Here is a 19692-nt window from a genome sequence, read left to right as displayed (position 1 = left end):
ACGCCGCGTGACAGTGCCGTAGGAGTGAGCCGAGGGCCCCGTACGGCCGAGGCCGGTGGCGGGATCCCGCGTGTGGCGCCAGTACGGCACACGCGGGATCCGGCCACTCCCCCGCCCCGTCAGACTCCCGCCAGCAGCGCCTCCAGTGCCGCCGCCGTCTCCGGGTGGCGGCCGACCAGTACCGCCCCCGAGGGGGCCGCCGCCTCCGCCTCCCAGGTGCCCTCGCAGCCGAGCAGTTCCGCCACGCTGTCGCAGGTCTCCGGGTGGGCGGTGAGCAGCGCGGCACGGCGGGCCCTGTCGCCGCCGGCCGCCGCGGGCGCGGACACCGTCTCCGGGGTGCCGCGCCACGGCGGGACCCAGGCGTCCAGCGCGGCGAGACGGCCGGGGAAGACGCGTCCGGCCTCGCGGATCAGCAGCGGCGCAAGGTCGGCGCCCTCGGCCCGCAGCGTGGTGATCAGGGACGGCAGCCAGGGCAGCAGCACCGGGTCCGGCAGCCGTGCGAAGGCGTTCGAGACCGCTTCCACGACGAAGTCGGCCAGCTGCGGCACCGGCTCCAGGGCGTGGAGGAACCCGCTGAGGTAGCGCGGGTAGGTCGGCACCACCAGCGGGTTGGCCAGGAGTTCGTCGCACCGCTCCCTCAGCTCGGCGCGGGAGAGCTGCCCGAGCTGCACCTGGGCGGCCCACAGCAGCGCCACCCTCGAGGGCTCCTGCGGGTGCGACTGCGCGAAGGCCAGGTCCAGCTGGGTCCGGTCGCAGCCGAGCGACAGGGCCAGGCTCTCCATGCTGAAGAGGAACCCCAGCATCGCGGCGACCTGGCGGACGGTCGCGTCCTCGTCGGTGAACGCCGTCGGCAGGAGCGTGCAGTAGTGCGCGTAACCCGTCTTGGCGAAGGACTCGATCCACGACGGCAGCACCGGCCGGCTGATCCGGTAGTACGCCAGGAGCCGGCGCACCCTGCGCAGCACCTCGGGTGCTCCGTCGACGCTGCGCTCGGTGGCCAGCACCTCAAGGGCGCGGGTGCCCAGCTCGTCGGCGAGGCGGCCGCTGCGCAGATGCAGCACGGCGTCCTCGACGGCCGCGAGGACCTGCGCCGTGGTGGCGTTCGGGGCGTACGCGGCGCGGCGCAGGCGCTGCTCCAGGACCTGCTCGATGCTGACGCCCTCGTAACCGAGCTCGATGAGCGCCCGCTGATGGGTGCCCAGCGCCAGGTCCCAGGACTCCTGGACCGACTGCTTGCCGAGCTCCCGCTCACCCATGATCGGCCGTGCGGCGCCGTGGGGCATGAGGTGGCGCAGCATCCACAGCACATCGGAGCACTGCCGCAGCTCCGGCCGGGACGTCATGTCCAGCAGGGCCCGCTGCACCCCGCGCTGCTGGAGCTTGAGATCCAGCGGGGCGAGGCGGTCGTGGACGTCGCGGGCGAGGGGCGGCAGCGCGTCGTAGCCGACCTGGCCGATCCGGTCGCCGCCCATCAGGATCTCCACGAGGCGGCGGACATCGCGCCTGCCCGGCACGGTCTCCTTCTCGATGCAGGTGACCGCCGCGTCCTGGAAGTCGTACGGCGTGGGCCTGGCCCGGTCCCGCATGCCGGCCAGCAGGATCGACGTCTCGAACACGGCGATGGCGTCCGCGGTCGAGGCGAGGTAGCCGTTACGGCGGGCGGAGCGCACGATCTCCACCGACCAGCCGAGTAGTTCGGCCTCGTCGAGCCGGTCGAGGGCGGGCGGGCTCTGCAGAAAGCCGGAGAGCTTGTCGGAGGGCTCTTCCGGTGCCACGGGGGCGGCCGGTGCGACGGCCGTCCTCGGTTTCGCCGCCTTCCTGGCGCCCGCCTGACCCGCGAGCCGGTACGGCTCCACCCGGGTGCGCCTGAGGTTCTTCGCCCACTGGGTGGCGGCGATCGACACGGACCCGGCCGCCAGGCCGAACTGCGCCTCGATCGCCGCGTGGCTGGACGGGATCAGGCCGTGCTGCCAGGTGCTCTCGCTCGGCGGGGTGATCTCGAAGGTGTCACTGCCGTTGACGCCGAACTCCTCCACCCGGCTGGACGCGTGGAACGCGCCGCAGACGTAGAGGCAGTCCTCGGGGTCCGTACCGGTCGCGGCGAGGTGTTCGCGCATGCGGGTCCACATGTAGCGCTCACGGTCCTCGTCCACCCTGACCCGGTCCGTGTCCCCGGGGGCCAGCCGGCGGAACAGGCTGCCGATCAGGAGCATCACCTGGCGGTAGGTGTCGTGGTCGCTGTCGCCGAGCGGCAGTTCGACGTACTGGTGCCACCACTCCGACCAGTGCCGCACCCGGCCGTGGTGCAGGAGGTGCTCCTCCAGCTCGGCGAAGCGGGGCCGGAGGTCACCGATCTCGACCCCGACGGCATCGCCGTGCAGCGCCGCCTCCTCCTCGGCGGGCGGCGCGTCGGGGTCCGAGGGCTCCGTCGCACCGTCCTGCCACTGGAACACATGGTCCGAGGAGCGGTCGACGAGGACCAGCTCGACGCCCGGGGTGTCCAGTGCGTAGGCGATGGCCTGGTATTCGGCCGACGCCTCGGTGACCGGGGCGACGACCGACAGCGGTGCCCATTCCGCGGGGAAGCCCTTGACCTCGCTCGCGAACGCCTGGACGGCCACGGGGAGCCGGCAGTTCCGCAGCTCCGGCAGGAGCGGGGCCATGTCCTCGCACAGCTCCAGATACACCACCTTCGGCTGCTTCTCCCGCAGCCGCCGTGCCATCGCCACCGCAGACGCGGGCGAGTGATGACAGACGGGGAAGATCTCCAGCGGCTCACGCACGGCTCGGTCGACGTCGTCGACGATGCCCAGGAGGATGCCCTGCAGCGCGTCGGGCCCGTCGGCGAACTCCGTCGCCGCGTCCTGGAGTTGCCCCCGTAGCGCCTCGAAGGGGGTCCCTTCCGTCAGGGCGCTCATGACAGGGTGGCGATCGCGTCGCGGCCGCCCTCCAGGAACTCCGGCCAGGAGCCGCCCTGCTCCTTGCTGCGCGGCTCGACGACACCGTGCAGGTACTTGTTGAGGATGGCCAGGTCCTCGGGCTCGCGCCGCGCCAGCGACCCGACGAGTGAGGAGGCGAGTGTCCGGGCGGTCAGCGCGCTCTCGCCGAAGAAGTTGCTGTGCAGGATCGCGTCCTCGAGCACGCCGATCTGCTCGGCGCTCGACAGCGCGGACTCCAGCTTCTCGTCGTCGCTGCCGGCCGCGGCGGCGGAGGCCCGCAGATCGGCGAAGCTCTGCAGCAGCACGTCGAGCAGGGTCGGCGGGACGTCCAGTTCGATCTGATGGCGGCGCAGCAGCTCCTCGGTGCGGAAGCGCACGATCTCCGCCTCGCTCTTCTTGTTCGTCACCACCGGGATGCGGACGAAGTTGAAGCGGCGCTTGAGCGCCGAGGACAGGTCGTTGACGCCCCGGTCACGGCTGTTGGCGGTCGCGATGACGGAGAAGCCCGGCTTGGCGAAGACGATGTTGTCGCTGTCCATCTCCGGGACCGAGATGTACTTCTCGGAGAGGATCGAGATCAGCGCGTCCTGTACGTCGCTGGTGGAGCGCGTGAGCTCCTCGAAACGGCCGATCGCCCCGGTCTCCATCGCGGTCATGATCGGTGAGGGGATCATCGACTCCCGCGACTGGCCCTTGGAGATCACCATGGACACGTTCCAGGAGTACTTGATGTGGTCCTCGGTGGTGCCCGCGGTGCCCTGCACCACGAGGGTGGAGTTGCGGGAGATGGCTGCGGAGAGCAACTCGGCCAGCCAGCTCTTGCCCGTGCCCGGGTCGCCGATGAGCAGCAGACCGCGGTCGGAGGCCAGCGTGACGATGGAACGCTCGACGAAGCTGCGGTCGCCGTACCACTTCTGGGAGATCTCCCGGTCGAGGCCGTCGGAGCGCTCGGAGCCCAGGATGAAGAGGCGGACCATCTTCGGGGACAGGCGCCAGGAGAAGGGCTTCGGGCCGTCGTCGACCGACTCCAGCCAGTCCAGCTCCTCGGCGTACTTGATCTCGGCGGGGGCGCGCAACAGGTCGGACATGGGTGTGCCTTTCTGGGAATTCGGGTTCAACTGCACCGGGCCGAGAAGCCTCAGGTGAGGAAGGTCTTGAGCTCGTGGACGAGCTTGCGTATGTGGCCGGAGAGGACCGGCGTCCCCTGGTCCTTGAAGCGCTCCCGGAACCACGGGTTGACGCTGGCGCGGCCGGAGCTGGTCACGGAGCCGACCGGGATGAATTTGGCTCCGGAGCGGTGGATGGCGGCCATGCTCTCGAACAGCGGCTCGGTCTGCCATTCGTAGAAGTCCGAGATCCACACCACGACCGTGTTGCGGGGCTCGGCGATCTTCGGCTGGGCCAGTGCCATGGCGACCGTGCCGTCGGTGCCGCCCCCGAGGTTGGTGCGCAGCAGGGTCTCGAAGGGGTCGTGCACCCATGGGGTGAGGTCGAGTGCCTGGGTGTCGTACGCGATGAGGTGGACGTCCACCTTGGGCAGACCCGCGAAGATCGAGGCGAGGATGGTGCAGTTGACCATCGAGTCGACCATGGAGCCCGACTGGTCGACGACCACGATCAGTCGCTGGGGCGTGGTCCTGCGCGCGGTGTGGCGGTAGAAGAGACGGTCGACGTAGAGCCGTTCCTCCTCAGGGCTCCAGTTGGTGAGGTTCTTCCAGATCGTGCGGTCCAGGTCCAGGTTGCGGAACACCCGCTTGGGCGGGACCGAACGGTCCAGGGCGCCGACGGTGGACTTCTCCACCTGTGTGCGCAGCACCTCGGCGACCTCGTCGACGAAGCGGCGGATCAGCGCCTTGGCGTTGGCCAGGGCCACACCGGAGAGGTTGTCCTTGTCGCGCAGCAGCTGTTCGATCAGCGACATGCTCGGCGTCAGCTGTCCGGCCAGCTGGGGGTCGGCGAGCACCTCGCGCAGCCGCATCCGCTTGACCAGGCCGGCCTCGATGGAGCCGAGCTCCGGGCCGATCTCCGGGATGAGACGGCTGAGGTCCGGGGTCCTCCCCCCGCCTCCCGTACCCGTCGGGGCGGCGCCGGCCCCTCCGGAGCGTCCGCCGCGCAGTTCCCCGGGCCTGCAGCCGAGCGCGCGCTCCAGCCAGCCCGCGTCGGACTGCCACCGTGCCAGCCGGCCTGCGGTGACGGTGCCGGGAGGGGAGTGGAACACGTTCAGCAGGACCTTCGACACCAGTGCGGCGCGCCGCACCTCGGCCGCCCGGTCGCGGGCGTCGGCATCTCCGTCGGCCTCCGCCTCCGGGACCATCAGACCGTCGAACTCGGCGGCCAGCTCGGGGTGGCGCTGCACCACGGAATCGACCGATGCCTGCGGATCCAGCAGCTTGGCGGGCAGGCCGATGTCCTCCACCACGGCGAGGCTCGCCGACTCCAGGGCCGACTGCTCCTCGTGGTCGAAGAGCCGGGCGAGGAGGCGCCAGTACATGACCTGGCGGCGGTTGTCGTGCGAGGGCTCTCCGGTCCCCTCGGGACTCTGCTGTCCGGTCATTTCCGCAGCAGCCTTCCCGCGCGCTCGCTCAGCACCTTCGCGGCGTCGGTGGCCGCCTTCTCCGCTCTGACCCCGGCCTTGTCGGCCGTCCCTCCGGCCCACGCCCCCGCGTGGACCGACGTCACCTTCTTCCGCACCGTGGTCTCGACGGCGAGCGGCTGTACGCCGAACCTCCCGGCGTCCCAGCGGATGAGCGCGATGCACGCGCCGGACGTGGCGACGGCCTCGGGCGTGAGCGGCCCGGCGGCCGGGATCCGGTCGGTGTCCACGACCAGTTCGGTCCCGGCGACCGTGAAGGTCACCCGGCCGTCGTCATCCGTACGGGCGGTGTAGCCCTCCAGGAAGACGGGAACGGCGATGCGCGCCGGATGCCGGTCAAGAGGCGCGGTCACCGGGGCGGTCGCGGCGGGCAGCGCCACGCGTGCGGTGGCGAACGCCTCGGCCGGCTGACCGGCGCGTGCGTGCTCGTCGCTCCAGAGGAGGTCGCCCTCGGCGGTGACCGGCATACCGGTGAGGTCCATCGAGCGGCCCTCGCCCGCGGCGGCGAGGAGCGACATGTGCGGGCGCAGCAGCTGCCAGATCCCGGCTCCGAGGACCGTGTCGGGCTTCGGCACGGACACACTGGCGCGCACGAGGCGGGGAGCGGATCCGTCCGCGGGCTCGAACACCGCGTGCACCTGCGCCTGCGCGGCGGTCGCGTGCTCCTGTACGTCGATGCCGAGGGGCAGCAGGCGTCCGACGGCGGTCCCGACGGCGGGGGCGACGGCCGCTCCTGGCACCGTCAGCAGCATCCCGCGCGACCAGAGATCGGCCCAGCGGCGTAGCGGAAAACCCTCCGCAGACGCACCGGGACAGGATGCGGCGAGTTCGGCGGCGAAGCCGTCGAGGAGGGCTGCGAGGCGGCGCAGGGACGGATCGGGAAGCATCGCGGACACGACCTCCGCCGCCCCGGACACCACCTCGTGGTCGAGGCCCTGCCACCCGCAGCGCGCCAGGTCGGAGAGCCAGGCGCGGGCGGCCGTCAGCAGATTCGCCGTCGGCTGCCCACCGGCGGCCGGCACGGTCCCCGGGCCAGGCGGACGGCCGGCCGCCTCCTCGGCACGGGACAGCAGCGCGTCGTGGACGGAGCCGAGCAGCGCGGTCCGCGCGGCGGCCAGGGCCAGGAAATGGTCCTCCCCGGCCGCGCCGGCCGCAGCCTTCCCTGCCGCCTCGGCGACCCTGGCGGCCAGGGGTGTCCCCACCACTGCGTCGGCCAGTCGCGTCGGGCCGGTGGTCCCGGCGGGCTGGGGGCGGAGCAGACCGCCGACGAGAGCCCGGTCGAAGGCGTCGACCGCCTCCAGGGCTTCGTCCAGTCCGTCGACGGGTTCGGTGAGCAGTCCGGCGTGCATCATGCCACCGCCCGGGTCGGCGGGAAGAAGTGCATCTCGGGCAGCGGGGCCGTGACCGGGGGGTGTTCGAGATAGGCCAGGTGCCTCAGGAAGCGGCTGAAGACGGATGCCGCGGCCTTCGTCCCGTCCGCCTGGGGACGGGTGCTCCTCATGGCCGAGGCCAGCGTGGCCCCGTCCACCTCCCCCTCCGGGACCTCGGCCTTCAGATACCGGACGACGCGCTCCGCGCCGTACTGCAGGACCGCCTCGTTGATCAGGGCGCCGATGTGGTTGCAGAACGATCCGCGCGCACCGCCGCACGGCCGGTTGTTGTTGGTGCTGCAGGCGAACGCGTAGCTCCCCGTGGCGACGGACGAGACGTAGACCCGGCCGATGTCCGAGCCGCTGGACACCACACCCTGCAGGCGCCCGTCGGCCAGCTCGACGAACGGAACCTTGGCGAGCTTGCGCGGCCGCGCGGGTGGTATCACCCGTGCCGTGCTCGACCTCTCCCAATCGGACAACGCGCCATCTCCAATGCACAGCTGAGGGGTTGTTTCCGCCGGACCGGCGGAACACGACTGAACCTACTGGCGCCCACTGACAACGGGAGTCGGAGAAGGCCCAGGGGGCCACGAAGTCCCGCCGCACGCCCGAAGGGCGTCGCGGACAGGGCGGGACTTTGCGGACGCCCCTAGGAGTTGTCGTCAAGGTGTCACACCCACATCAGCAGCGAGGCGAGGGTCACGGCGGCCTGGTAGGACTCGGCGGTCTTGTCGTAGCGGGTCGCGACGCCGCGCCTTTGCTTCGAGCGGTTGAAGCACCGTTCCACAACGTTGCGCTGCTTGTAGATCTCGCGATCGACCACTGGCGGACGTCGGCCGAGGCTGCCGCGCCGGGCCCGGTTGGCGGATCTGGCCGGCTCGTTCCGGGATGGTGTGCGTGATGCCCCGGCGCCGCAGCCAGGCCCGGATCGCCTTCGAGCTGTAGCCCTCGTCTCCCTGGACATGATCGGGCTGTACGCGGGGTCGGCCAGGACCCGTTTGCGCAGTGCGGGGCACCCGTATCGCCTCCATCACGGCGGTGAACTGGGTGCAGTCATTGGTGTTCCCGCCGGTGAGAACGAAGGCGAGCGGTCGGCCGACAGCGTCGCAGACCAGGTGAACCTTGCTGGTCAGTCCGCCTCTGGAGCGGCCGAGTGCGGGGTTCCGGAGCCCCCTTTTCGGGCCCCGGCCGCGTGCTGGTGGGCCCGGACGATGGTGGGGTCGACCGATACCGGCCAATCGACCTCACCGGCCGCATCCGCCCGTGCCAGGGCTTCACGCAGCATCCGCTCGAAGGTGTCCATTGAGGACCGTCCGGTCATCCGACCGCTTCCGCCCTCGCTCCGACCGAGGCGACAGCAGACGGACGAACTCCCACTCGGCATCGGACAGTTCATGGCGACGTATCACCCGACCATGATCCACCACACAAGATCATTTGTAGACACCGCCGCGAGGGGTCAGCTGATCGGCAGCGTGCTGTTCTCCTGTCGGGAGGCTGTGCCGAGCAATGTACGTGCGACGTCTTCCAGGGACCCGAGCAACGGGTTTGGGTCGCCGGCGCGCGTGACGAGCACGAGCTCGCAGGGATCGATGTCGATGACGGGCACCAGGGCGATGTCCTCGCGCACAGCAGCACGTCGATCGGCGGCGGGGAAGATCGCGACACAGTGGCCGGTGGCGATGAGTTCCAGCTTGTCCTCGTAGCTGTCGTCGATCGCGGGTGGGGGTGGTGCCGGGCGGCCGTCGACCGGCTTGGGCGTGCTCCAGACAACCGGAGTGCTGACGCAGGCCACCAGTTCCTCGTCCGACAGAGCCCGCAGGCTGACGGCTTTCTCGTTCGCCAGGTGATGGCTTGCCGATGTGACGAGTACCCGCGATTCCTGATGGAGCTTGGTCACCCGGAAGCCGTCCGTGGGGAAGGGCAGGGGCCTGTACAGAACGAGGGCGTCGACCCGCCCCTCGGCGAGGGCGCGCGTGTCCCGCCAGTCGAGGTGCCGGGTGCGGACCTGACCGTCGGGGTGCCGGCGGCGCAGTTCCTGCACACAGGCGGTGATGACCAGTCCTTCGGCGCAGCCGACGGTGACGATACGGGGCTGGACGGCGGCTCTGGCCGTGCGAGCGGCTTGCTCGGCCTCTTGGAGCAGTATCCGGGCCCTGGGAAGGAATGCCTGACCGGCGTCGGTGAGGCTGCTGCCCTGCGGCGAGCGGTCGAAAAGCCGGACACCGAGCTGAGCCTCAAGTCGCTGGATCTGGCGGCTCAGCGACGGCTGTGCCAGGTGCAGCTTGGTCGCGGCCCGGCCGAAGTTGCCGTACTCCGCCACGACTGTGAAATAGCGCACGAGCCGGAGACTGATGTCCATTCGCTCAGGGTACGTCGCGCGTCGTCATACGCCTGGGGCATGACGGCATACGGAACAGGTCTTGGACAGGGTGTGCGGGTGGATATTGGCTTGAGGGCATGACCACTTATGACGGCAAGAAGATCGTGATCACGGGCGGAAGCAGCGGTATCGGCCTGGCTACGGCCCGGTTGTTCGCGGACGGTGGGGCGCACGTACTGATCACCGGCCGCACCCGATCCACTCTGGACGCTGCGCTTGAGCAGCTGGGGGACAAGGCGGTCGGCGTCCGCAGCGACGCCGCGTCCCTGGCGGACATCAAGGCGCTGGCCGGCACGGTCCAGGAGCGGTTCGGTGCGGTGGACGCGCTGTTCGTCAACGCCGGCGTCACCGAGTCCGCGCCGTTCGACTCGACGACGGAGGAGATGTACGACACGCTGTTCGACATCAACACCAAGGGCCCTTACTTCACGGTGCAGGCGTTGGCGCCGCTGTTGCGCAAGGGAAGCGGCGTGGTCCTCACCACGTCGGTGGTGAACGTCCTGGGCCTCGACACGCTCAGTGTCTATTCGGCGAGCAAGGCAGCCCTGCGGTCGATGACGCGCACCCTGGCCCGCGAGCTGCTGCCGCACAAGGTGCGGGTCAATGCCGTGAGCCCCGGCCCGACCGACACGGGCATCCTGGACCGCTCCGTCCCCGCCGACGTCGCCGAGACGATAAAGGACACCTACCGGAGCACCAACCCGATGCAGCGGCTGGGGACGTCCGAGGAAGTGGCCGCCGCAGTGGCGTACTTGGCGTTCGGTGCGACCTTCTCGACGGGAACGGAGTTCCCTGTCGACGGAGGGGCGTCGCAGCTCTAGGCCGTTTGCGCAAAGTCGCGTGAACAACCCTGCGGGTCAATACACCTAGGACAGCCCGGTGACCCGCATCGTGATGTTCAGCCGCCCCGAGCTCAGCCCGGTGTCCGGGTCGCCCGTGCCCTCGTGGACCTTCGGAACGCCGTGGTAGGCGAAGCGCGAGGGCCCGCCGAGGACGAAGAGGTCGCCCGAGGAGAGTTCGATGTCGGTGTAGGGCTTGGTGCGGGTCTCGGTGTTGCCGACGCGGAAGACGCAGGTGTCGCCGATGGACAGGGAGACGACCGGGGCGGACGACCGCTCGTCCTTGTCCTGGTGCATGCCCATCCTGGCCTGTCCGTCGTAGAAGTTGATGAGCGCGGTGTCCGGGGTGTAGTCCCGCGCGGCCGCCTCGTCGCCGTACGCGTCGAGGAGGGCCCGGCGGCCCAGCCGGACCATCCAGTCCGGGAAGGCGGCGACCTGCCGGCCGTTCACGTCGTCCGCCGTGCGGGAGTACCTGTACGGCTGCCAGTGCCATCCGACGCACACGGTCTGTACGGACATGACGCCGCCGCGCGGCAGCCGCGTGTGCCGGATGGGGACGGGGCCGGTGGCCCAGGCGCGGCACTCCGTCACCAGTTCCCGCTGCTGGGCGGGGCTGAGCCAGCCGGGCACGTGCCAGGCGCCCGGGGCGACTTCCATGGCGGGGCGCGGGATCAGGGCGCTCATGACGGCACCTGCCCGGGCGGGCAGGCGGTGAGCCACCTGCCACGAATGTCCCAGGTGCCGCCGTCCGCCGTGGCACCACGCATGCCGTGGACGGTGTCTGGGCCCGCGAACGCCGGGAGACGGGAGTCCTGGAGGGAGGCGAAGGCGTAGGTACGGGCCGGGTCCCAGTCGGTGGAACGGCGCAGCCGCCGGGCTAGTTGGGCGAATCCGGGCAGAGCTGCCGCCATCACCCAGGCGTCGGGGGGCCCGCTCGCCAGCCGGGTCGCCGGGCGCAGCCAGGAGGCGGCTGTCTCCGGCCAGTCCACCGTGGTGAGGACCGTGCCGCCGCATGCCGTCCACACGGTGGCGAAGGCGGCGGCAGCCGCTCGGGACGCGGTGTCCCTGCTGTGACCCACGGAGACGGCTTCGATCCGGGGCTTCCGCTGTTCCAGCAACAGGGCTACCAGCGCAGCGAGTTCCTCGTGGGTGTGGGCTACAGGGTCCCGCGGCATGCCGTGGGCGGCGAGGTCGTGGTCGCTGATCAACGGGGACGGGCGTTCGGTGAGGTGGTTCATGGTGTCGCTCCTCGCGTGCCGGCCGCCGCCGTCATGCCGCGTCGTGGAAGACGAGGCCCAGTGTGTGGCGCCGCCCGGAGCGGACGGTGCTCACGCCGTGCCGCATCGGCCCGGCCGACCAGCCGCGCCTGCCCGCCACCGGCCGGTCGCGGGTGGTGAAGATCAGCCCGTGGCCCTGCGGCAGGGTGGTGGACGATCCCCGTGACTGCGCCCGGGGCCGCTGCTCCGTCATGATGAACTCGCCGCCGGTGAAATCGGTGCCCGGCACGTCGAGGCCGACGACGACCTGGAGCGGGAAGAGCATCTCCCCGAACACGTCGCGGTGCAGCGCGTTCCAGTCCCCGGCTCCGTAACTCAGCAGGATCTGGGAGGACTTGGCCTGCCCGGCGTCGTGGCACATCGCCACCCACTCGGCCAGGCCGTCGGGCCAGGGGGCGAGCCTGCCGAGCCTGGCGGCCCAGTCCCGGGCGATGGGCAGCAGCCGCGGATAGAACGCCTCGCGGAGCGCGGACACCGGTTCGGGCAGGTCGTGTGTGAAGTAGCGGTAGGTGCCGGAGCCGAAGCGGTGCCGGGCCATGTCGACGGTCGTACGGAACCGCTCGGGCTCGTCGTACAGGGCGGTGAGGGCGTGGCACTCCTCGGGGGCGAGGAGGGGGCCGGTGAGGGCGCTTCCGTACGCGTCGAGGTCCTCGGCCAGGGCGTCCCAGTCCTGGCCCGCGACGCGCTCGCTCAAGGGAGCGCCCAAGGGAGCGGCCGGGGGTGCGGCCAGGTGAAGGGTGTCGGTCATCGGTACGCCTTCCTCGCATGACCCCAGGGCGTTCGCACGCGGTGGGGCGCGCGGCCGTTCAGGCCGCCTGGTGGTTCTCCAGGTCCAGGAGCTGCCTCTTGCGGTCGAGGCCGCCCGAGTAGCCGGTCAGGGCTCCGCTCGCGCCGATCACGCGGTGGCAGGGGCGCACGACCAGCAGCGGGTTGGCGCCGATCGCGGTGCCCACCGAGCGGACGGCCGCGCGCGGGGCCCCGATCCGCGCGGCGATCTCGCCGTAGCTGAGTGTGGTGCCGTACGGGATGGCCTCCAGGGCCCCCCACACACGCCGCTGGAAGTCGGTGCCACGGCTGACGGTGCACTCGATGCCGAAGCCGGTCCGGCTCCCCTCGAAGTACGCGCGCAGCTCGGCGGTGATCACGGTGAAGGCCTCCGGGCTCTCCGTCCAGCCGTCCTGGACCGTCGCCCCGCCCTTCTGGCCCGGCACGGAGAGCGAGGCGAGGGCCGTGCCGCCCTCCGCGGTGGCCGACTCCTCGCCCACCAGCAGCAGCTCGCCGAGCGGGCTGTCGATCGTGGTGTAGAGCGTCATCGTCATGGTCCTTCCGGAATCATCGGTCGTACACGTCAACTGTGCGAGGTCCGCGGCGAAACGGCTGGCGGGATTCGGACGTCACGCTGCCACGAGACGGGTCCGGTCGGCGGCCGCGTTCCAGAAGTGGTGCATGGCGTACGTACGCCAGGGGCGCCACGCGTCGGCGTCCCCCGCACCGGCGCCCGCGTGCCGCATGCCCGCGTCGACGGCCGTGTCGCCGACCAGCAGCACGTCGGGGTCGCCGAGCGCCCGCATGCGGATGTAGCCGGCCGCCCAGGGGCCGACGCCCGGCAGGCTCAGGAGCTCCTTCTCCACCTGGTCGCGGTCGGCGCCCGGGTCGAGCCCGATCCGCCCGTCGGCCAGGGCGGTGGCGACGGCGCGCAGCGTGTCGCGCGAGGAACGGCCGGTCCCCAGCTCCTCCAGGCCGGCTCCGGCCAGGTCGCCGGGGTCGGGGAACGTACGGGTGAGAGCGCCGCTCGGTACCTGGAGGGGCGCGCCGTAGGCCGTCACCAGGGCGCTGCCGAGGCGGCGTCCGGCGGCCGGGGAGGCCTGCCGGCCGAGGACCGCCCGGACGGCCAGTTCGTGGACGTCGGCGGCGCCGGGGGCCCGCAGCCCGGGCGTACGGGCGACGAGCGCGGCCATCACGGGGTCGGCGCCCAGGCGTTCGGCGACCGCGTCGGGGTCGGCGTCCAGGTCGAAGAGGCGGCGCATCCGCTGGGTGGCGGTGGTCAGGTCGCGCAGGTCGCCCAGGTGCAGCCGGCACTCCAGCCAGCCGTCGCCGGTCCGCTCGCGGACCTCGGCGATGCCGGTGCCGTGCGGCAGGCGCAGGGTGCGCCTGTAGGTGCGGTCCCCCCGTTCGCCGGCCATCTCCTCGATGCCGGTGAGGGCGCGGGCCGCGAGGTGGTCGAAGATCTCGGCCGCCGCGTACGGCCCCCGGTGGGCGAGCCGCAGCGGCACTCCCCCGGCCCCGTCGGCGGTGGAGACGGAGCCGAAGCGCGAGGAGCTGCCGGGCCGGGCGGTGCGCAGCTCACCCGGGGTGAGCGCGTAGATCTCCCGGACCGTGTCGTTGAACTGCCGCACGCTGGCGAACCCGGAGGCGAACGCGATCTCGGCGGCCTGCAGGGTGGTGGTCTGCAGAAGGACCCGCGCCGTGTGGGCCCGCTGGGCGCGGGCGAGCGCGATGGGTCCCGCGCCGACCTCGGCGTTCAGCTGGCGCTGCACCTGTCGGGCGCTGTAGCCGAGGCGCGCGGCCAGCCCGGCCACACCCTCCCGGTCGACGACTCCGTCGCCGATCAGCCGCATCGCCCGGCCGACGAGGTCGGCGCGCGCGTTCCAGTCCGCCGAGCCGGGCACCGCGTCCGGGCGGCAGCGCCGGCAGGCGCGGAACCCGCCGCCCTGGGCGGCGGCCGCGGTGGGGAAGAACGTGACGTTCCGGCGCTTGGGCGTGGTGGCGGGACAGCTCGGACGGCAGTAGATCCCGGTCGTGGACACGGCGAAGAAGAACTCGCCGTCGAACCGGGCGTCGCGGCTGGTCACCGCCTCGTACCTGCTGTCGTCACTGGTCATGCTTCAAGGATGCGTCATGCGCACCCTTGGAGCTGGCGGGAATCAGACACCGCGCTGACCGCACACCCCGGCTCCCAGAACTGGTATCAGTCTTTTATTGGAATCATTCCAGAAAGGTGGTTGACTGCGCAGGTGATCGAAACCGAGGCCAGGACTCTCCTGCGCGGAGCGTCATTGCGAGTGACCCGTCCCAGGGTCGCCGTGCTCTCGGCGGTCCACGAGGCCCCGCACGCCGATGTCAGTACCCTCCTCACTCTGGTACGCACACGCATCGGAGCGGTCTCGACCCAAGCCGTCTACGACGTACTCAAGACGCTCGTCGACGCCGGACTGGCGCGGCGGATCGACCTGCCGAATTCTCCGGCACGGTACGAAGGGCAGCCCCGGGACAACCATCAGCACGTGGTCTGCCGCTCGTGCGGCACGATCGCCGACGTCGATGTCCCCCAGAGCTCACCGCGCCTCGAGGCGCCCCAGGATCACGGGTTCACCATCGACCACGTGGAGGTCACGTACTGGGGCCTGTGTCCCGGATGTCGGACCGCCCGTGGCCGGCGGGACCCGGAGTCGGTGCTTGCAAGTTTCCACACGGAGGAGCAGGAAAATTTCTGACAACACGAAGCCGCTGACCACTGCCGCCGGCGCACCGGTCGCGAACAACGAGAACGCCGTCACCGCCGGTCCGCGCGGCCCGATGCTGCTCCAGGACGTCTGGTTCCTGGAGAAGCTGGCCCACTTCAGCCGTGAGGTCATCCCGGAGCGTCGTATGCACGCCAAGGGATCCGGCGCCTTCGGCACCTTCAAGGTGACGCAGGACATCACCCGCTACTCCAGGGCGGCCCTCTTCTCCGAGGTCGGCAAGGAGACGGAGGTCTTCGCCCGGTTCTCGACCGTCGCCGGTGAGCGCGGCGCGGCCGACGCGGAGCGCGACATCCGCGGTTTCGCCCTCCGCTTCTACACGGAGGAGGGCAACTGGGACGTCGTCGGCAACAACACCCCGGTCTTCTTCCACCGGGACCCCCACCACTTCCCGGACCTCAACCGCGCCGTGAAGCGCGACCCGCGCACCAACCTGCGCTCGCCGGAGAACAACTGGGACTTCTGGACCAACCTCCCCGAGGCACTGCACCAGATCACCATCGTGATGTCGGACCGCGGCATCCCCGACGGCTACCGCCACATGCACGGCTTCGGCTCGCACACCTACTCGTTCATCAACGAGAGCAACGAGCGCTTCTGGGTGAAGTTCCACTTCCGCACGCAGCAGGGCATCAAGAACCTGACCGACGAGGAGGCCGCCGCGATCGTCGCCGACGACCGCGAGTCCTCCCAGGCGGACCTGTTCGACGCCATCGAGCGCGGCGACCACCCGAAGTGGACCTTCTACATCCAGGTCATGCCGGAGGCGGACGCGGCGACGTACCGCTACCACCCCTTCGACCTCACCAAGGTCTGGTCGAAGAAGGACTACCCGCTCATCGAGGTCGGCGAGTTCGAGCTCAACCGCAACCCGGAGAACTACTTCGCGGACGTGGAGCAGGCCGCTTTCACGCCGGCCAACCTCGTCCCCGGTGTGGGGGCCTCGCCCGACCGCATGCTGCAGGGCCGGCTGTTCTCGTACGGTGACGCCGCCCGCTACCGCGTCGGGGTCAACCACCACCAGATCCCGGTGAACCAGCCCCGCGGCGCGAAGAACGTCAACACCTACCACCGCGACGGCCAGCTGCGCGTGGACGGAAACCAGGGCGCCGTCCCCGGTTACACGCCGAACAGCTACGGCCGCTGGGCGGAGCAGCCTCAGTTCGCCGAGCCGGGTCTGGCGCTCGACGGCGCCGCGGCCGACCGGTTCGACTACCGCGAGGACGACGACAACTACTTCGAGCAGCCGGGCAACCTGTTCCGGCAGATGACGCCGGAGCAGCAGGACGCCCTCTTCGGCAACACCGCGCGGGCGATCGACGGTGCCTCGCAGGCCACGATCGAGCGCCACATCCACCACTGCACGCAGGCCGACCCGGCCTACGGCGAGGGTGTGCGCAAGGCCATCGAGGCCCTGAAGGCCTCCAAGCAGGCCTGATCCAGCTGCACGTGAGGGGCCCCGGGCGACGACGCGTCGCCCGGGGCCCCTCCGCGGTGGCGGCTACTTCAGCAGCGCCGTCCGCCCGAACATCTCCGCCGTGGCCCGCGCGCTGGGCGTCCCCGCGTCCAGGTCGGCGCCCGCGGCGACCAGCGCCGCGACGATCGCGTCCTCGCCCTTGAACAGGGCCCCCGCCACCGGTGACTGGTCCCTGGCGTTGCGCAGATCGACGTCGGCCCCCCGCCCGACCAGCGCCCGCACCGTCTCCGTCCGCCCGTGGTACGCGGCGAGCATGAGGGCGGTGTTGCCCTCCTGGTCCTGGACGTCGACCGGCAGCCCGTGGTCGAAGAACTCCAGGAGCTCTTCCGTCCGCCCCTGCCTGGCCAGGTCCGTCACGATCACGACGAGTTGCTGGGTCTGTTCCTCGGAAAGCGGTTCCATACCTCCACTCTAGGTGTGTGCCCCCGCAACCCTCCGGACAGGGCGACACGGATCACATCGCCCGCCGTGTCTGAACTTCACGGGAACTCCAGCGAAATGGCACGTGTGTGGATATCGTGCACCGAGCGAGGGCGCATCCGTCAGTCCACAGGATCGGCGGATGCGCCCCGTTTGTGGGGATGCAACTGTGACTGGGGGGTTCATGGGGCATGTCGAAATACCTGAATCGGATATATCCGGGCCTGTCGGGCTCGCGGGAGCACCACGACCGCGTACCGCCGGGTCCCGGAACCACACGGTGGCTCCACGGCAGTTGTGGAGAGCCCCGACGGCTGTTGAGCGCGATCACGCGGAGAGACCGCGGGCGAGGAAGTCGCCCGGTCCGCGTGTGCCCTTCCTCGTCCTGACCGATCTGCTGGGCCTGGGGGTTCCGGCCTGGCTCGTGCTGCGGGCCGGTGATCAGCCGGGGCCGCTGGCCGCCGCGGCGTCGGCCGCGCTCGTGTGGAGCGGGGTGCGTGCGGCACGCGGCCGGTACGCGCCCCGGCTGCCGGGGGAAGCGGCCGGAGCGGCTCACGCTTCCTCGGGTGACTGGCTGGCCCTAGTCGGAGTGCTGGCGGTGCTGCTGGCCGTGACAGGCGGGGGCCTCGACCCGGCGACCGCCGTCGCGGCTCTGGTGCCCGGTCTGGCCATTGCCCTCCTGGTGGGGACCGTCGGCCGGTTGCGGCGCTCGGCAGGCCGGCGAGGGGGGCGCCGGGTCCTGGTCGTCGGTGAGGCCGCGGGCCTGGACCGGGCGGTGAATCTGCTCAACTCCCGTCCGGATCACCCGTATACGGCGGTGGCCGTCATCCCGGTCGGTCCGGCGGTGCCGGAGTGCGGGACTCCGGTACCGGGGCGCCTGGCGCCCGAACCGGCCGACGACGATGTGTCCACGGTGCTCGGCGGCGCCTTCGCCCATGACGCGGATCTGGTGCTCGTCGCGCCCGGCCCGCAGCTCGACGACGACCGGCTGCGCCGGCTGGCGTGGGGTCTGCACGACGGCGGGCTGGCCCTCTGCGTCCTCTCGGAGCTGTCGGGCGTCGCCGCCGCCCGGGTGCGGCCGGCCTCCGCCGCCGGGCTGACGCTGCTGCATGTCGCGCCGCCGCTGCGGCGCGGTCCGCAGGCCGCGCTCAAGGCCGTCGTGGACCGGGCGGGCGCCGCTCTCGGGCTGCTGGCGCTCGCGCCCCTGTTCTTCGGGGTTGCGCTGGCGGTGCGGCTCTCGTCGCCCGGCCCGGTCTTCCATCGCCAGACGCGTCACGGTCTGCACAACAGGCCGTTCACCATGTGGAAGTTCCGCACGATGGTGGCGGACGCGGAGTCCCTCAGGGAGCAGCTCTCGGCAGCGAACGAGAGCGAGGGCCCGATGTTCAAGATGCGCCGCGATCCCCGGGTGACCCGCATAGGCCATGCCCTGCGGCGCACCTCCGTGGACGAGCTCCCTCAGCTTCTCAACGTGCTCCGGGGTGACATGTCCCTGGTCGGTCCTCGTCCCCCGCTGCCGGAGGAGGTCTCGCGCTACGACGAGCGGGAGCTGCGGCGGCTGGCGGTACGGCCGGGGCTGACGGGTCTGTGGCAGGTCAGCGGGCGGTCGGACCTGTCCTGGCAGGAGACGGTCTCGCTGGACCTCTGGTACGTGGACAACTGGTCCGTGGCGACGGACATGGGGCTCCTCGCCAGAACGGTGCGCGCCGTCACCGACGGCCGCGGGGCGTACTGAGACGTGGTGGGGGGACACGAGGGGACGGGCGTGCACGGGTTCAGTGCGTACCGCGGCCGTACGGCCGGAGCGTCAGCCCTGAGGGGCGTTCCGGCCGAGCCACCAGGCGTAGGTGCGGGCGATGCCGTCCCGCAGGGGGATCTGCGGCTTGAAGCCGAGGGAGGAGAGCCGGGACACGTCGAGGAGCTTGCGCGGGGTGCCGTCGGGCTTCGAGGTGTCCCAGACGATACGGCCCTGGTACTCCGTCACATCCCGTACGGTTTCGGCGAGTTCCCGGATGGTGAGGTCCTCGCCGCAGCCGACGTTGACCGGCTCGGCACCGTCGTACACCTCCAGCAGCCGCGCACAGGCGGCGGCGAGATCGTCGACGTGGAGGAATTCGCGACGGGGGCTGCCGGAGCCCCACAGGGTGACCTCGTCCGCACCGTCCCGCTTCGCCTCGTGGAAGCGGCGGATCAGGGCGGGCAGCACATGCGAGGTCTCCAGGTCGAAGTTGTCCCCCGGACCGTAGAGATTGGTGGGCATGGCGCTGATGTAGGAGGCGCCGTACTGCCGACGGTACGACTGGACCTGCACGATCCCGGCGATCTTGGCCAGCGCGTAGGCCTCGTTGGTCGGCTCCAGCGGGCCCGTGAGCAGCGCGTCCTCGGGGATCGGCTGCGGGGCGTGCTTGGGGTAGATGCACGACGAGCCGAGGAAGAGCAGCCGCTGGATCCCGGCGGCGTGCGCGCCCGCGATCACCGAGAGCTGGATACGGAGGTTGTCCTCCAGGAACTGCACGGGGCTCGTGCTGTTGGCCATGATCCCGCCCACCTTGGCGGCGGCCAGCACGACCGCGTCCGGGCGGGTGTCGCGCAGGAACGCCTCGGTCGGCGCGGCCTCGCGCAGATCGAGTTGGTCCCGGCCTCGGGTGATCACGTCGTGGCCGTCGGCGGTGAGGCGGCGCACCAGCGCCGAGCCGACGAGGCCGCGGTGGCCCGCGACGAATATGCGGGCGCCGGGGCGCAGCAGGGGGCGGGCGGATTCCTGGGACGGTCCTGGGAGATCAGTCGTCATGGCCCGGATTCTGCCAGGAGCACGGCATCCGGGTGACGCTTTGTCGCATTCCGCTCAGATCGCGATATTTCGATGCACC

The 19692-nt window shown here is 71.2% G+C and carries 17 protein-coding genes and 1 pseudogene; 4 read left to right on the top strand and 14 right to left on the bottom strand.

Annotated elements, in window-relative coordinates; all coding sequences use genetic code 11:
- Positions 1 to 119: 119 nt before the first annotated feature.
- From OG379_RS29510 to OG379_RS29480, 7 genes and pseudogenes are all read right to left on the bottom strand, one after another.
- On the bottom strand, positions 120 to 2918 hold the full coding sequence (locus OG379_RS29510) for a hypothetical protein (RefSeq protein WP_405666000.1): 2799 nt from the start codon (positions 2916 to 2918) through the stop codon (positions 120 to 122).
- Positions 2915 to 4027 (bottom strand): AAA family ATPase, encoded by a 1113-nt coding sequence (locus OG379_RS29505; protein WP_393764560.1) that lies wholly within the window; start codon positions 4025 to 4027, stop codon positions 2915 to 2917. The genes OG379_RS29510 and OG379_RS29505 overlap by 4 nt, the downstream gene beginning before the upstream one ends.
- A 50-nt stretch (positions 4028 to 4077) precedes the next feature.
- Positions 4078 to 5493, bottom strand: coding sequence for a vWA domain-containing protein (locus OG379_RS29500; RefSeq protein WP_405665999.1), 1416 nt, complete (start codon positions 5491 to 5493; stop codon positions 4078 to 4080).
- Entirely contained in the window at positions 5490 to 6881 is a 1392-nt protein-coding gene (locus OG379_RS29495) for a hypothetical protein (RefSeq protein ID WP_405668698.1), read from the bottom strand. The genes OG379_RS29500 and OG379_RS29495 overlap by 4 nt, the downstream gene beginning before the upstream one ends.
- Positions 6881 to 7384 carry a hypothetical protein gene (locus OG379_RS29490; protein WP_405665998.1) on the bottom strand — a complete coding sequence of 168 codons (504 nt, stop codon included), beginning with the start codon at positions 7382 to 7384 and terminating at the stop codon, positions 6881 to 6883. The genes OG379_RS29495 and OG379_RS29490 overlap by 1 nt, the downstream gene beginning before the upstream one ends.
- A gap of 191 nt (positions 7385 to 7575) precedes the next feature.
- Positions 7576 to 8314: pseudogene (locus OG379_RS29485) on the bottom strand (IS5 family transposase).
- Between the two features lie 50 nt (positions 8315 to 8364).
- The gene (locus tag OG379_RS29480) at positions 8365 to 9267 is read right to left on the bottom strand and encodes a LysR family transcriptional regulator (RefSeq protein WP_405665997.1); all 903 of its coding nucleotides are present in this window, start codon (positions 9265 to 9267) and stop codon (positions 8365 to 8367) included.
- A gap of 98 nt (positions 9268 to 9365) precedes the next feature.
- Between OG379_RS29480 and OG379_RS29475 the strand changes: the two genes are divergently transcribed.
- Entirely contained in the window at positions 9366 to 10109 is a 744-nt protein-coding gene (locus OG379_RS29475) for an SDR family oxidoreductase (protein ID WP_405665996.1), read from the top strand.
- Positions 10110 to 10154: 45 nt separating this feature from the next.
- On the opposite strand, the gene OG379_RS29470 is transcribed toward OG379_RS29475, so the two are convergent.
- From OG379_RS29470 to OG379_RS29450, 5 genes are all read right to left on the bottom strand, one after another.
- Positions 10155 to 10811, bottom strand: coding sequence for an alpha-ketoglutarate-dependent dioxygenase AlkB family protein (locus OG379_RS29470; RefSeq protein WP_405665995.1), 657 nt, complete (start codon positions 10809 to 10811; stop codon positions 10155 to 10157).
- Entirely contained in the window at positions 10808 to 11365 is a 558-nt protein-coding gene (locus OG379_RS29465) for a hypothetical protein (protein WP_405665994.1), read from the bottom strand. Before OG379_RS29465 ends, OG379_RS29470 begins: the two co-directional genes overlap by 4 nt.
- Positions 11366 to 11396: 31 nt before the next feature.
- On the bottom strand, positions 11397 to 12152 hold the full coding sequence (locus tag OG379_RS29460; RefSeq protein WP_405665992.1) for a 2OG-Fe(II) oxygenase: 756 nt from the start codon (positions 12150 to 12152) through the stop codon (positions 11397 to 11399).
- Positions 12153 to 12210: 58 nt separating this feature from the next.
- On the bottom strand, positions 12211 to 12717 hold the full coding sequence (locus OG379_RS29455; protein WP_405665991.1) for a methylated-DNA--[protein]-cysteine S-methyltransferase: 507 nt from the start codon (positions 12715 to 12717) through the stop codon (positions 12211 to 12213).
- 81 nt (positions 12718 to 12798) lie between these two features.
- The gene (locus tag OG379_RS29450; RefSeq protein ID WP_405665990.1) at positions 12799 to 14286 is read right to left on the bottom strand and encodes an AlkA N-terminal domain-containing protein; all 1488 of its coding nucleotides are present in this window, start codon (positions 14284 to 14286) and stop codon (positions 12799 to 12801) included.
- Between the two features lie 132 nt (positions 14287 to 14418).
- On the opposite strand from OG379_RS29450, the gene OG379_RS29445 reads away from it, so the two are divergent.
- Both OG379_RS29445 and OG379_RS29440 read left to right on the top strand, forming a co-directional pair.
- Complete coding sequence (locus tag OG379_RS29445; protein ID WP_405665989.1) at positions 14419 to 14898, top strand: Fur family transcriptional regulator; 480 nt, start codon at positions 14419 to 14421, stop codon at positions 14896 to 14898.
- Positions 14891 to 16363 (top strand): catalase, encoded by a 1473-nt coding sequence (locus OG379_RS29440; protein ID WP_362932511.1) that lies wholly within the window; start codon positions 14891 to 14893, stop codon positions 16361 to 16363. Before OG379_RS29445 ends, OG379_RS29440 begins: the two co-directional genes overlap by 8 nt.
- A gap of 63 nt (positions 16364 to 16426) precedes the next feature.
- On the opposite strand, the gene OG379_RS29435 is transcribed toward OG379_RS29440, so the two are convergent.
- On the bottom strand, positions 16427 to 16720 hold the full coding sequence (locus OG379_RS29435; RefSeq protein ID WP_405668695.1) for an ankyrin repeat domain-containing protein: 294 nt from the start codon (positions 16718 to 16720) through the stop codon (positions 16427 to 16429).
- Positions 16721 to 17006: 286 nt separating this feature from the next.
- On the opposite strand from OG379_RS29435, the gene OG379_RS29430 reads away from it, so the two are divergent.
- A complete protein-coding gene (locus tag OG379_RS29430; RefSeq protein WP_405665988.1) occupies positions 17007 to 18557 on the top strand; it encodes an exopolysaccharide biosynthesis polyprenyl glycosylphosphotransferase in 1551 nt (516 codons plus the stop codon).
- A gap of 72 nt (positions 18558 to 18629) precedes the next feature.
- On the opposite strand, the gene OG379_RS29425 is transcribed toward OG379_RS29430, so the two are convergent.
- Complete coding sequence (locus OG379_RS29425) at positions 18630 to 19613, bottom strand: GDP-L-fucose synthase family protein (RefSeq protein ID WP_405665987.1); 984 nt, start codon at positions 19611 to 19613, stop codon at positions 18630 to 18632.
- Positions 19614 to 19692 lie beyond the last annotated feature (79 nt).

The organism is Streptomyces sp. NBC_01166, assembly GCF_045039765.1.
Lineage (GTDB): Bacteria > Actinomycetota > Actinomycetes > Streptomycetales > Streptomycetaceae > Streptomyces.
The sequence above is the reverse complement of the archived record's forward strand: the minus strand, read 5'-3'. Positions and strand labels throughout refer to the sequence as shown.

Bases quoted from the DNA above. Each gene is read 5' to 3' on its own strand.
- OG379_RS29425 (WP_405665987.1), bottom strand. From the start codon at position 19,613: ATGACGACTGATCTCCCAGGACCGTCCCAGGAATCCGCCCGCCCCCTG.
- OG379_RS29495 (WP_405668698.1), bottom strand. From the start codon at position 6,881: ATGCACGCCGGACTGCTCACCGAACCCGTCGACGGACTGGACGAAGCC.
- OG379_RS29470 (WP_405665995.1), bottom strand. From the start codon at position 10,811: ATGAGCGCCCTGATCCCGCGCCCCGCCATGGAAGTCGCCCCGGGCGCC.
- OG379_RS29450 (WP_405665990.1), bottom strand. From the start codon at position 14,286: ATGACCAGTGACGACAGCAGGTACGAGGCGGTGACCAGCCGCGACGCC.
- OG379_RS29455 (WP_405665991.1), bottom strand. From the start codon at position 12,717: ATGACGCTCTACACCACGATCGACAGCCCGCTCGGCGAGCTGCTGCTG.
- OG379_RS29500 (WP_405665999.1), bottom strand. From the start codon at position 5,493: ATGACCGGACAGCAGAGTCCCGAGGGGACCGGAGAGCCCTCGCACGAC.
- OG379_RS29465 (WP_405665994.1), bottom strand. From the start codon at position 11,365: ATGAACCACCTCACCGAACGCCCGTCCCCGTTGATCAGCGACCACGAC.
- OG379_RS29510 (WP_405666000.1), bottom strand. From the start codon at position 2,918: ATGAGCGCCCTGACGGAAGGGACCCCCTTCGAGGCGCTACGGGGGCAA.
- OG379_RS29505 (WP_393764560.1), bottom strand. From the start codon at position 4,027: ATGTCCGACCTGTTGCGCGCCCCCGCCGAGATCAAGTACGCCGAGGAG.
- OG379_RS29430 (WP_405665988.1), top strand. From the start codon at position 17,007: ATGGGGCATGTCGAAATACCTGAATCGGATATATCCGGGCCTGTCGGG.
- OG379_RS29480 (WP_405665997.1), bottom strand. From the start codon at position 9,267: ATGGACATCAGTCTCCGGCTCGTGCGCTATTTCACAGTCGTGGCGGAG.
- OG379_RS29460 (WP_405665992.1), bottom strand. From the start codon at position 12,152: ATGACCGACACCCTTCACCTGGCCGCACCCCCGGCCGCTCCCTTGGGC.
- OG379_RS29475 (WP_405665996.1), top strand. From the start codon at position 9,366: ATGACCACTTATGACGGCAAGAAGATCGTGATCACGGGCGGAAGCAGC.